The sequence below is a fragment of the Polaromonas sp. P4_F6 genome (assembly GCF_056401275.1).
Window position 1 is genome coordinate 986,549 of record NZ_JBFUJQ010000001.1, and the last position, 11,706, is coordinate 998,254.

Consider the following 11,706-nt stretch of genomic DNA (forward strand, 5'->3'; position numbering starts at 1 on the left):
CATGATAAAGAGACAAGACACAAAGCGCAGTCAACACAGAGACAAGCCGGCCAACGCACAAGCCGACCACTACGCGGCGCTGCACGCCGGCTTTCGCTGGCAGGTCGATGAATTTTTCAACATCGCCGAGGCCTGCTGCAGCCGCTGGGCGCGGGCCGAGCCCCGAACCGCCATCCGGGCTCACAAGCCGGGCGCGAAGACGGTGTTGCACAGCTTCCAGGAGCTGCAAAAGGCCGCCGATGCGCTAAGCCAGGTGTTGACGGGCCTGGGTGTGCAGCGCGGCGACCGCGTCGCCATCGTGATGCCGCAGCGCCTGGAAACCGCCGTGGCCTATATGGCGGTGTTCCAGATGGGCGCGGTGGCCATGCCACTGTCCATGCTGTTCGGGCCTGAGGCGCTGGAATACCGGCTGCAGGACAGCGATGCCGCGGTGGCCATTTGCGACGAGAGTTCCATCGCCAGCCTCAAGGCGATTCGCGGCAACTGCCCGGCGCTGCACACGGTGATCGCCGCCGGCAGCGCCCGGGGCCAGGGCGATCTCGACTACGACAGCGCGCTCGCGGCGCAAAAGGGTGTCTTCACGGCCGCCAAGACCAAGGCCGATGAAGGCGCCATCCTGATCTACACCAGTGGCACCACGGGCCCGCCCAAGGGGGCGCTGCTGCCGCACCGCGCATTGATAGGCAACCTGCCGGGTTTTGTCTGCAGCCACAACTGGTTTGGCTTTGACGGCAAAACCAATCAAAAATCGGACGCGGTTTTCTGGTCTCCGGCGGACTGGGCGTGGACGGGCGGGCTGATGGATGCTTTGCTGCCCAGCCTGTATTTCGGCCGGCCCATAGTCGCCTTTAACGGGCGCTTCAGTCCCGAGCTGGCCTTCAGCCTGATGGCGGAGCAGGGCGTGACGCACACCTTTTTGTTCCCCACGGCCCTCAAGGCCATGATGAAGGCTTACCCTCGGCCCGGGCAGCACTTCAAGTTGAAATTGCAAGCCATGATGAGCGCCGGTGAGGCCGTGGGCGATGCGGTGTTTGCCTACTGCCAGGAGCAGCTCGGCGTCACCGTCAATGAAATGTTCGGCCAGACCGAAATCAACTACGTCGTGGGCAACTGCAGCCGCTTCTGGCCTGCCCGGCCGGGCAGCATGGGCAAAGGCTACCCGGGCCACCGCGTGGCGGTGATAGACGACGAAGGCAATGAATGCGCTGTGGGCGTGCCTGGCGATGTCTCGGTGAACCGTTATGACGTGCACGGCGATCCCGACCCGATTTTCTTTTTGGGCTACTGGAAGAAAGAGACCGCGACCCGCAATAAATTCACCGGCGACTGGTGCCGCACCGGCGACCTGGCGCGCCGCGATGCCGAGGGCTACCTTTGGTACGAGGGCCGCGCCGACGACGTGTTCAAGGCAGCGGGCTACCGCATAGGCCCGGGCGAGATCGAGAATTGCCTGGTCAAGCACGCGGCCGTCGCCAACGCGGCCGTGGTGCCCAAACCCGACCGCGAACGCGGCGCCGTGGTCAAGGCCTATGTGGTGATTGCGCCCGACCAGGTCGCGGCCCGCGCGGCGCATCCGGGCGGTGCGGCCGGGTTTGACGAGGAACTCACCGCGAAACTGCAGGCGCATGTCAAAACCATGCTGGCGCCTTATGAGTATCCCAAGGAGATTGAGTTCATAGACGCGCTGCCCATGACGACCACGGGCAAGGTGCAGCGGCGGGTGCTGCGCTTGCAGGAAGAAGAAAGATTCAAGGCGCAGTCGCCGGCCTGACGCGGACATAAAAAAAGCACCCGAAGGTGCTTTTTTTATGAGTTACCCAATGTTCAGCGGGCTGCGACCTGCTCTGCCACATAGATTTCGACGCGGCGGTTTTTATCGCGGCCTTGCTGCGTGCTGTTGTCGGCCACAGGCTCGCGCGAACCGCGGCCGTCGGTCACGATGCGGGTGCGGGCCACGCCGCGGCTGACCAGGTAGTCGCGGGCCGAGTCGGCACGGTCTATGGACAGCGGGTTGTTGATGGCGTCCGAGCCGGTGTTGTCGGTGTGGCCGATGATGGTGACCGTCGTGACCGGGTTCTGGTTCAGGCTGGTCGCGAACTGGTTCAGGATGGGCGCGAAGTTGGGCTTGATGGCCGAGCGGCCCACGTCAAACGAGACGTCGCTGGGGATGTCCAGCTTCAGGCGGTTGTCGGTGGTCTGGCTCACGGCCACGCCGGTGCCCACGGTGGCACGTTCCATCGCGGCTTTCTGGTCCTGCATCTTCTTGGACCAGATATAGCCGCCGCCCGCGCCAACCGCACCGCCCAGCACCGCGCCGGTGGCCGCACCCTTGGAGCCGCCGGTGGCCGCGCCCAGCAGCGCACCCGCCACCGCGCCTATGCCGGCGCCCTTGGCCGTGTCGGACTGGGTTTCCGTCATGTTGGCGCAGCCGGACAGCGTGACGGCGGCCAGGACGGCGCAGCTCAGGGAAGTGATGGTCAGTTTGTTCATGGAAATTCTCCTCGGGAAAAATTGAGTGATGTCGTTATAAAAGTGTGCTTTTGAATTCAGTTCAGGATTCAGCCACGGGGGGATTAAATCGCCGGTCTGTGAATACTAGGCCGGCAATTGGTGAGCAGTTGTAAGACAAGGGCCCGAATCGGGGCCGCCAGCACGCCGTGTTCAGAGCCCTTAAACTAGCCGCTTTGTGAACTTCGTCACACTCGCTTCTCATTGGCGCAACAGTGTTTCGAGGCCTGCATCCATCCCACTCCAACCGCATTAAGCGCAAATCCCATGAATAAAGTTCAACTCGGCTCCAGCGACCTGCATGTGACCCCTGTCTGCCTGGGCACCATGACCTTTGGCGAACAGGTGGATGAAAAAACCTCGCACGCCATCCTGGACCGCTCGCTGGCGCGCGGCGTCAACTTCCTGGACACGGCCGAGATGTATTCGGTGCCGGCGCGCGCCGAGACTTTCGGCTCCACCGAGACCATCATCGGCAACTGGTTCGCCAAAAACCCGTCGGCGCGCGCCAAGCTGGTGGTGGCCAGCAAGGTGGCCGGCCCCTCGCGCGGCATGCCCTGGGTGCGCGAAGGCAGCGGCATGACAGCCAAGGACATCGTGGCTTCGTGCGACGCCAGCCTGAAGCGCTTGCAGACGGACGTCATTGACCTGTACCAGATCCACTGGCCCGAGCGCCATGTGCCGGCCTTCGGCGCGCTGTACTACAACCCCGCGCAGGAACGCTCGGCCACGCCCATCCATGAACAGCTGCAGGCGCTGGCCGGCCTGGTCAAGGCGGGCAAGGTGCGCGCCATAGGCCTGTCCAACGAAACGCCTTATGGCGTGCATGAGTTTGTGCGCCTGGCCGAGCAGCACGGCCTGCCGCGCGTGGCCTCGGTGCAAAACCCCTACTGCCTGGTCAACCGCACGGTGGAAAACGGCCTGGATGAAAGCATGCACCGGCTGGGCGTTTCGCTGCTGGCCTATTCGCCGCTGGGCTTCGGCCTGCTGACGGGCAAGTACGACGAATCGGGTTTCGAAGGCGCGAATGCGCCCAAGGAGGCGCGTATCGCCAAATTCGAGTCCACGCGCAAGCAGCGCTGGGGCCGCCCCGAGGCACTGGCCGCCGCGCGGCGCTACAACGCGCTGGCGCGCGCCAACGGCCTGACGCCCACGCAAATGGCGCTGGCCTTTTGCTACACCAAATGGCAGGTGGCCAGCACCATCATCGGTGTGACCTCGGTCGCGCAACTTGACGAAGACCTGGATGCCTGGGGTACCACGTTAAGCCCTGAAGTGCTCGCTGAGATCGACAAAATCCGCTGGGAGCTGCGGGACCCCGCGCTCTAGAGATGGCTTCCCCCCGACGCGCCTTCGGCGCCTCCCCCCTCCGGGGGCGTCCGCTGCGGCCCGGCGAAGCCGGTTCCGCGCCGACCCTTGGTGTGGAGCGACCTGGTGAGTAAGAAGGGCCACGTCAGCGAAACGCCGGCGACCCAACTGCTGAAAGCCCGCAAGGTCGAGTTCACCGAGCACCCCTATGAGTACCTGGAGCACGGCGGCGCCCAGCACAGTGCCGAGGTGCTGGGCTTTGATCCCTTCACCGTCGTCAAGACCCTGGTCATGCAGGACCAGGACGCCAGGCCGCTGCTGGTGCTGATGCACGGAAACCGCAAGGTCTCGACGAAAAACCTGGCGCGGCAAATAGGCGCCAAGTCGGTCGAGCCCTGCAAGCCCGAGGTCGCCAACCGGCACAGCGGCTACCTGGTGGGCGGCACCTCGCCCTTCGGCACGCGCAAGGCCATGCCGGTCTATATCGAGGAAAGCATCCTGGCTTTGCCTAGAATCGCCATCAACGGCGGGCGGCGCGGTTACCTGGTCGGGCTGGACCCGCAGGTGTGCGTCACATTGCTCGGTGCAAAATCGGTGAACTGTGCGCTGAGCCTGGACAATGCCGCCGGCTACGGCTGAACGCCGGCATCAGGAGCCGGCACCAAGAGCCGGCAAAGGGCCGGCAGCCACTATCTATAAGAGGGAGACCCCATGGTTTACGCATATTCAATAGTCGCCACGCTGCTGGCCTACCTGCTCGGCTCGCTGTCCTTCGCGGTCATCGTCAGCAAGCTCATGGGCCTGAGCGACCCCAGGAGCTACGGCAGCAAAAATCCGGGCGCCACCAATGTGCTGCGTTCGGGCAGCAAGCCGGCCGCCATTGCCACCCTGCTGCTGGACGGCCTCAAGGGCTGGCTGCCGGTGGTGCTGGTGAAATGGTTTGGCGCCGACTACGGCCTGGGCGACGGCACCATGGCCGCCGTCGGCTTCGCGGCTTTCCTCGGGCACCTGTACCCGGTGTTTTTCCAGTTCAAGGGCGGCAAGGGCGTGGCGACGGCGGCGGGCGTGCTGCTGGGCGTGAGCTGGGTGCTGGGCCTGGCCACGCTGGCGACCTGGGTGATCATCGCCTTTTTCTCGCGCTACTCCTCGCTGGCGTCCCTGGTCTCGGCGGCTTTCGCGCCCCTGTATTACCTCTTCGGCGACCGGGAAGCCTGGTATGTCGACAAGGCCATGCTGCTGGTGATGTTCGCGATCAGCGCGTTGCTGGTGTACCGCCATCGCGAGAACATCAACAAGCTGCTCAAGGGTACGGAGTCAAAGCTGGGAAGCGGCAAGAAAGCCTGAGCCAGCGCGATCCTTGTTCCGGCTAGAAGCGCCGGGTCAAGACCATTTCTTCATTGGTGCGGTTCATCTGGAAGCGCGTGAGGAAGCTGTTGCCCAGCAGGATAAAAGGCATTGTGCGAGGCGCCACCACGGCCGGCACGTTATACACCTCCACATCCCCCACACGCACCGAGGCGAGCGAGGTCTGCCATCCCATGACGGTGCCGTTGGCCGTGTTCAGTTGTACGGGCCGGCCGGATTTGTAGTCAACCCCCATGCGCTCGGCATCGGCCAGCGACATGGACACGGCGCTCGCGCCGGTGTCGACCAGGAACTGGGCCATCTTGCCGTTGATCTGGCCCTGCGTCATGAAGTGGCCGCCGCTGCCCGCCGTCAGCACAATGCGGTTGCCCTGTCCGGCCTGGGTGCCCGGGCCGCCGCCGGCGCCCACGCTCATGGGTGCTTCGCCGATGCGCAGCGCATGGCGCTTGCCGCCCAGCTCCACCACCGCCTGGTCGCCCGCGATGGAGACCACCTTGACGCCCTGGTGGGTCTCCCCGGGGGCCACCGTCTTGGGCGGGCCGCCGTCCACAATCAGCAAGGCCTTGTTGCCCATCATGCCGGCCAGGCCCACGGTCTGGGCCTGTGCGGCGCCGTGGGGCAGGGCCAGCGTTATCAGCAAAGCGGCCCGTGAACAGGCGCCGCAGCTGGCGGCTGCCACGCCTTTTAACACCCGGGCAGGGGATTTCATTTCAATCCCGGAAGTTATTGAAGCTCAGCGGAAAGTCGCTGATTTCGGCGCGGATCATGGCCATGGCCGTCTGCAGGTCGTCGCGCTTGGCGCCGGTCACGCGCACCGCGTCGCCCTGGATGGAGGCCTGCACCTTGACCTTGCTACCCTTGATGAGCTGCTGGATTTTTTTGGCCTGCTCGGCCTCTATGCCGTTGCGCACCTTGGATACCTGCTTGACCTTGTCGCCGCCGATTTTTTCGGCCTTGCCGATATCCAGGAAGCGGATGTCCACGCCGGCCTTGGTGAGCTTGTTGCGCAGGATGTCGTTGATCTGGTCGAGCTGGAAGTCGCTGTCGCCGATCAGCGTGATGTCCTTGTCCTTGAGCTCGATGGAGGCGGAGGTGCCCTTGAAGTCGAAGCGCGTGGCGATTTCCTTGCCGGTGTTTTCCACGGCGTTTTTGACCTTGACCAGATCGGCTTCAAGAACGGTGTCGAAAGAGGGCATGGTGCGAGTCTTTATGAGGGGGACGGTAAGGGAGTAAGGGGGAGGCGTCGGGGTGAGACAATCCCCCGGATGTTAGTCGAGAAAAACGTTCCGCTCCAGCATTCCAACAGCTTTGGCATCGTGGCCAAGGCCCTGAGCCTGGTCCGGGTGGCCGATGAAGCCGATATTGCCGCCGTGCTGCGGGATCCGGCCCTGAAGGCCGCCCCCAAGTTCGTGCTGGGCGGCGGCAGCAACATCGTGCTGACCGGCGACGTCAAGCCGCTGGTGCTCAAGGTCGAGATCATGGGCAAACGGCTGCTGCGCGAAGACGCCAAGGCCTGGATCATCGAGGCCGGCGCCGGTGAAAACTGGCACGACCTGGTCAGCTGGACCCTGCAAAACGGCTACCCGGGCCTGGAAAACCTGGCATTAATTCCCGGCACGGTGGGCGCGTCACCGGTGCAGAACATAGGCGCTTACGGCGTGGAACTGCAGGACCGCTTTGAATCGCTGGACGCCATCGACCTGACGACAGGGCGGCCCTTTACCCTCAATGCCGCGCAATGCGCCTTCGGCTACCGCGATTCGGTGTTCAAGCACAGCAGCGCGGCCCCCGCCCCGGGCGGCCACGGCTTCGGCCTGGAAGGCAAAGCCGTCATCACCCGGGTGCGCCTGGCCCTGCCCAAAACCTGGAAGGCCGTGCTGGGTTATGCCGACATCGAGAAAAAGATGCAGCAGCTGGGTGTGCAGGCGCCGGATGCCATGCAGATTTATGAGTGGATTTGCGAGATCCGCAAGGCCAAGCTGCCCGATCCCAAGGTGATTGGCAACGCCGGCAGCTTTTTCAAGAACCCCACGGTGTCGCCCGAGCAGTGCGCCGACATCATCCAGCGCGAACCCAAGATTGTTCATTACCACCTCGCCGACGGCGCGGTCAAGCTGGCCGCGGGCTGGCTGATAGACGCCTGCGGCTGGAAAGGCAAGTCCATAGGCAATGCCGGCGTCTACGAAAAACAGGCGCTGGTGCTGGTCAACCGCGGCGGCACGGCCGACCCGGTGACGGGCGGCGAGGTCATGACCTTGGCCAAGGCCATCCAGACCAGTGTGTATGAACGCTTCGGCATCCTGCTGGAGCCTGAACCGGTGGTGGTCTGACATGGCACGTTTAGGAAAAGTGTATCGGGGCCCGGAGGTATCGCCCTTGCGCCGGCTGGTGCTGCGGCATTCGCGTTCCACCGCGGCCATGCTGGCCTTCGTCTGGGTTGGCTTGATGCTGGGCGCGATATTGACGGGTTGGCGTCCGCCGGGCTGGGGCATGAGCGCGATTTTCGTTTCGTTCGCCTTCATGCTGAGCGCCGGCATCTGGGCGGCCCGCGAGCGCAGCCGGCTGGTGCGTGAGGCCCCGTTGCCCCGCTTCCTCAGGCGCAAGCTGATGGACGCCTATCCGCACCTGAGCCTGCGCGATACCGAACTCGTGGAACGCGGCCTGCGCCAGTTCTTCATCGCCTGCCAGCGCAGCAACAAACGCTTTGTCGCCATGCCCTCGCAGGTGGTCGACAGCATGTGGCACGAGTTCATCCTGCACACCTCGGCCTACCGTGAGTGGTGCGACCTGGTGATAGGGCGCTTCATCGACCACGTGCCGGCCGAAGTGCTGGGCCGCAAGGCCTCCACCAACGACGGCCTGCGCCGCGCCTGGTTCTGGGCTTGCCGCGACGAGTCCATCAACCCCAAGCAGCCCAGCCGGCTGCCACTGCTGTTCGCGCTGGATGCCAAGTTCGCGATTCCCGGCGGCTTTGTCTACCTGGCCGATTGCAAGGGCGTGCGCCGCGAGGATGGGCAGGGCGGGGTCCACACCTACTGCGGTGAAAGCTTTTCAGACGGCAGCTACAGCGGCGATGCCGACGGCTTTGGCGGCAGCCAGTCCTCGAGCAATAGCGAGTCCAGCAGCGGCGGAGATTCTTCGGATGGCAGCAGTGGGTGCAGTTCGGGTTGTGGCTCGGGCTGCGGTGGGGGTGGCGACTGAGCCTGCCATGAAAAAAGCCGCCCTGGGGCGGCTTTTCTTTGGGGGGCCTCAGCGGCTTATTCGCCGGTTTTACCCAGTTGCGGGATGGCCGCGCCGGGCTCCAGCGACAGCAGGCCGGAGCGCGTGTAAATCCCCAGCTTGGCCCGCGTATCCGTAATGTCCAGATTGCGCATGGTCAGCTGCCCAATGCGGTCGGCTGGCGAGAACGGCGCGTCTTCCACCTTTTCCATACTCAGGCGTTCGGGCGCATAGGTCAGGTTGCTGGAGACCGTGTTCAGGATGGAATAGTCGTTGCCGCGGCGCAGCTCGACCGTGACTTCGCCGGTGATGGCGCTGGCCACCCAGCGCTGGGCGGTTTCGCGCAGCATGATGGCCTGGGGGTCGAACCAGCGGCCCTGGTAGAGCAGGCGGCCCAGCTTGCGGCCGTTGTCGCGGTATTGTTCGATGGTGTCTTCGTTGTGGATGCCGGTGACCAGGCGCTCGTAGGCGATGAACAGCAGCGCCAGGCCCGGGGCCTCGTAGATGCCGCGGCTCTTGGCTTCGATGATGCGGTTTTCGATCTGGTCGCTCATGCCCAGGCCGTGGCGTCCGCCTATGCGGTTGGCTTCCAGGATCAGCTCGACCATGCTGGGGAAGGTTTTGCCGTTCAGCGCGACGGGGCGGCCTTCTTCAAAGCGCACGGTGACTTCCTCGCGCTTGACTTCGACTTCGTCTTTCCAGAAGGCCACGCCCATGATGGGGTTGACGATCTTCATGCCGGTGGAGAGCTCTTCCAGGTCTTTGGCCTCGTGCGTGGCGCCCAGCATGTTGGAGTCGGTGGAATAGGCTTTTTCGGCCGACATCTTGTAGCCGAAGCCGGCCTTGGTCATAAAGGCCGACATTTCGGCGCGGCCGCCGAGCTCGTCGATGAAAAGCTGGTCCAGCCAGGGTTTGTAAATCTTCAGGCCTGGGTTGGTCAGCAGGCCGTAGCGGTAAAAACGCTCGATGTCGTTGCCCTTGAAGGTGCTGCCGTCGCCCCAGATGTTGACGTCGTCGTCTTTCATCGCCGACACCAGCATGGTGCCGGTCACGGCACGGCCCAGTGGCGTGGTGTTGAAGTAGGTCACGCCCGCAGTGGTGATGTGGAAGGCGCCGCTCTGCAGGGCGGCAATGCCTTCGGCGGCCAGCTGGCTGCGGCAGTCGATCAGCCGGGCTTTTTCGGCGCCGTACTGCATGGCCTTGCGCGGGATCTCGTCGTAATCGGGCTCGTCGGGCTGGCCCAGGTTGGCGGTGTAGGCGTAGGGAATCGCGCCCTTGAGCTTCATCCAGTGCAAGGCGGCGCTGGTGTCGAGTCCGCCCGAAAAGGCGATGCCGACTTTCTGGCCGGCGGGAAGGTTCTGGAGTATGGTGGCCATGAGGGTTTCCTGGAAGGCGTGGGAAGGATCAGCCGAAGTGGCAGATGTAGTGGTAAGCCGCTTCGCCGGCGGCGACGCGGATCTCGAACTTGGCGTTGCCGGGGACGCTGAATTTTTCGCCGGCCGAGGATTTGACCCAGCTGTCGCTGCCGGCCAGCTTGTATTCGCAGGCGCCGGCCACGCATTCCATGATCTCGGGCGCGCCGGTGTTGAAGGTCAGGGTGGCCGGCAGGATCACACCCACCGATTTTTTGCTGCCGTCGGCGAAGGTGATGCCGTGGCTCACGCATTTGCCGTCAAAGTACACATTGGCCTGGGTGCTGACGCTGACGTTGTCGATTTTTTCGGTGGGCATGTGGAGGGCTGAAAAGAGGGCGAAAGGTAGAAAAAGGCGAGGAAAGCGCCGCGCATCGCGGCCCGCCGCCAAAAACCACTGATTTTAGGTCACGACGGGCCTTGGGGCCGTGCCGGCCTTGAATCCACCGGGCCCTCTATCGCGTACCCCCATGAATAACCCAGAATGTTGTCCATGAAAGCACAAAGCCCGGATCTTCAATTGATTGCGCTGATAGACCGTGTGGCCGGGGCCGATGAAAAAGCCCTGCGGGAGCTCTATGACCTGAGCTCATCCAAGCTGTACGGCGTCGCGGTGCGTGTGGTGGGCAAGCGCGAATGGGCCGAGGACGTGCTGCAGGAGGCGTTTTTGACCATCTGGCGTATTGCCGGTGACTACAAGGCCAGCCTTTCGCCGCCCATGGCCTGGCTGGGGCTGATTGTCAGAAGCCGCGGCCTGGATTTTCTGCGCCGCCGCGCCTCCGACCGGGCCGACCTGATGCAGGAGCTGGACGATGTGCTCTCCGACACCGTGGCGGGCGACTCGCCCAACCCCATGGACACCACCCAGGCCAGCGAGCAGGCCTGGGCCCTGCACCAGTGCCTGGGCCGGCTGGAACAAAAACAGCGTGAAGTGGTGAGCCTGGCTTATTTGCGCGATCTGAGCCATAGCGAGCTGGCCGAGCAGTTGAAGCTGCCTTTGGGTACCGTGAAAACATGGATACGGCGAGGGCTTGAGCAGCTGCGCGGCTGCATGGCGAGGTTTGCATGAACATCCAGAACAACCCCGCCCTGATGGAGCAACTCGCGGCCAGCTATGCGCTGGGCACCTTGCGCGGCGGCGCGCGCCGCCGTTTTGAGGCGCTGGCGCGCGACAACGCCACCCTGCGCGCCGCGGCGCTGGTCTGGCAAAGCCGGCTGGCTTCCGTGGCCGAACTGCAGCCGCAGGCGGCACCCAGCCCGGCGGTCTGGACGCGCATTGAAAACCTCGTCAGGGCCGACAAGGAGGCGCGCGCCATGCAGGCCGCGCGCGGCGCCGCGCCGGCGGCAGCCGGCTGGTGGGCCAGCCTGGGCCTGTGGCGCGGCGCGAGTGCCGCAGGCGCGCTGGCGGCGGTGCTGGCCATCGTGGTCGGGCTCAACGTGAATTCGCGGCTCAGCGGGCAGGTCGGCGAGCTGTCGGCCAGACTCACGGCCACGCCGGAGATTGAATACGTGGCCGTGCTGACCGACGACAAGGCCGCGGCCTCGCTGCTGGTGACTTTTGACCCCAAGAACAAAACCCTGGTGCTCAAGCGCGTGGGCGGCTTTCGGGAACAAGCCGACAAATCGCTGGAGCTGTGGGCCCTGCCGCCCGGTGCGGCGCCCAAATCACTGGGTGTGCTCAATGCCGACCCGGTGGTTCGCCTGGCTGCCGTGGGTACCGACATGCGGCAGGTGCCGACGCTGGCGATCACACTGGAGCCCAAGGGCGGCGTGCCGCCGGGCAGCGGGCCGACCGGGCCGGTGCTGTTCAAGGGCGCACTCCTGGAAACGCCGAAGTAAGGGTCATTTGGTCATTCCAGGCGGGCAGCAAAAAGGGGCGTTGGTAACGCCCCTT

General features: G+C 64.4%; 13 protein-coding genes. 8 read left to right on the plus strand and 5 right to left on the minus strand.

Annotation, left to right across the window (positions count from 1 at the left end; translation table 11 throughout):
- Position 1 precedes the first annotated feature (1 nt).
- Positions 2–1,771: an acetate--CoA ligase gene (locus tag AC1DUN_RS04710; protein WP_477712930.1), complete on the plus strand. Its 1,770-nt coding sequence runs from the start codon at positions 2–4 to the stop codon at positions 1,769–1,771.
- 53 nt (positions 1,772–1,824) lie between these two features.
- Here AC1DUN_RS04710 and AC1DUN_RS04715 read toward each other — a convergent pair whose 3' ends face one another.
- Positions 1,825–2,490, minus strand: coding sequence for a YiaD family glycine zipper/OmpA-like lipoprotein (locus AC1DUN_RS04715; RefSeq protein ID WP_477663955.1), 666 nt, complete (start codon positions 2,488–2,490; stop codon positions 1,825–1,827).
- Positions 2,491–2,775: 285 nt separating this feature from the next.
- On the opposite strand from AC1DUN_RS04715, the gene AC1DUN_RS04720 reads away from it, so the two are divergent.
- From AC1DUN_RS04720 to plsY, 3 genes are all read left to right on the plus strand, one after another.
- On the plus strand, positions 2,776–3,837 hold the full coding sequence (locus tag AC1DUN_RS04720) for an aldo/keto reductase (RefSeq protein WP_477712931.1): 1,062 nt from the start codon (positions 2,776–2,778) through the stop codon (positions 3,835–3,837).
- A 105-nt stretch (positions 3,838–3,942) separates the two neighbouring features.
- Complete coding sequence (locus AC1DUN_RS04725) at positions 3,943–4,455, plus strand: aminoacyl-tRNA deacylase (RefSeq protein ID WP_477712932.1); 513 nt, start codon at positions 3,943–3,945, stop codon at positions 4,453–4,455.
- A gap of 72 nt (positions 4,456–4,527) precedes the next feature.
- Entirely contained in the window at positions 4,528–5,160 is a 633-nt protein-coding gene (plsY, locus tag AC1DUN_RS04730) for a glycerol-3-phosphate 1-O-acyltransferase PlsY (RefSeq protein WP_477712933.1), read from the plus strand.
- Positions 5,161–5,182: 22 nt separating this feature from the next.
- Here the strand turns inward: plsY and AC1DUN_RS04735 are convergent, their stop codons facing one another.
- Positions 5,183–5,890, minus strand: coding sequence for a retropepsin-like aspartic protease family protein (locus AC1DUN_RS04735; RefSeq protein ID WP_477712934.1), 708 nt, complete (start codon positions 5,888–5,890; stop codon positions 5,183–5,185).
- A 1-nt stretch (position 5,891) separates the two neighbouring features.
- A complete protein-coding gene (locus AC1DUN_RS04740; RefSeq protein WP_007866093.1) occupies positions 5,892–6,377 on the minus strand; it encodes a YajQ family cyclic di-GMP-binding protein in 486 nt (161 codons plus the stop codon).
- Positions 6,378–6,446: 69 nt separating this feature from the next.
- On the opposite strand from AC1DUN_RS04740, the gene murB reads away from it, so the two are divergent.
- Both murB and AC1DUN_RS04750 read left to right on the plus strand, forming a co-directional pair.
- The gene (murB, locus tag AC1DUN_RS04745; RefSeq protein ID WP_477712935.1) at positions 6,447–7,511 is read left to right on the plus strand and encodes a UDP-N-acetylmuramate dehydrogenase; all 1,065 of its coding nucleotides are present in this window, start codon (positions 6,447–6,449) and stop codon (positions 7,509–7,511) included.
- Position 7,512: 1 nt separating this feature from the next.
- Positions 7,513–8,382: a glycine-rich domain-containing protein gene (locus tag AC1DUN_RS04750; protein ID WP_477712936.1), complete on the plus strand. Its 870-nt coding sequence runs from the start codon at positions 7,513–7,515 to the stop codon at positions 8,380–8,382.
- Between the two features lie 56 nt (positions 8,383–8,438).
- On the opposite strand, the gene argG is transcribed toward AC1DUN_RS04750, so the two are convergent.
- Positions 8,439–9,776 (minus strand): argininosuccinate synthase, encoded by a 1,338-nt coding sequence (gene argG, locus AC1DUN_RS04755; protein ID WP_477712937.1) that lies wholly within the window; start codon positions 9,774–9,776, stop codon positions 8,439–8,441.
- 28 nt (positions 9,777–9,804) lie between these two features.
- Positions 9,805–10,131, minus strand: coding sequence for a pyrimidine/purine nucleoside phosphorylase (gene ppnP, locus AC1DUN_RS04760; RefSeq protein WP_477712938.1), 327 nt, complete (start codon positions 10,129–10,131; stop codon positions 9,805–9,807).
- Positions 10,132–10,305: 174 nt separating this feature from the next.
- Here ppnP and AC1DUN_RS04765 point away from each other — a divergent pair, with 174 nt between their 5' ends.
- Positions 10,306–10,881 (plus strand): RNA polymerase sigma factor, encoded by a 576-nt coding sequence (locus AC1DUN_RS04765; protein WP_477712939.1) that lies wholly within the window; start codon positions 10,306–10,308, stop codon positions 10,879–10,881.
- Positions 10,878–11,651 carry an anti-sigma factor gene (locus tag AC1DUN_RS04770; protein ID WP_477712940.1) on the plus strand — a complete coding sequence of 258 codons (774 nt, stop codon included), beginning with the start codon at positions 10,878–10,880 and terminating at the stop codon, positions 11,649–11,651. The genes AC1DUN_RS04765 and AC1DUN_RS04770 overlap by 4 nt, the downstream gene beginning before the upstream one ends.
- Positions 11,652–11,706: the final 55 nt, after the last annotated feature.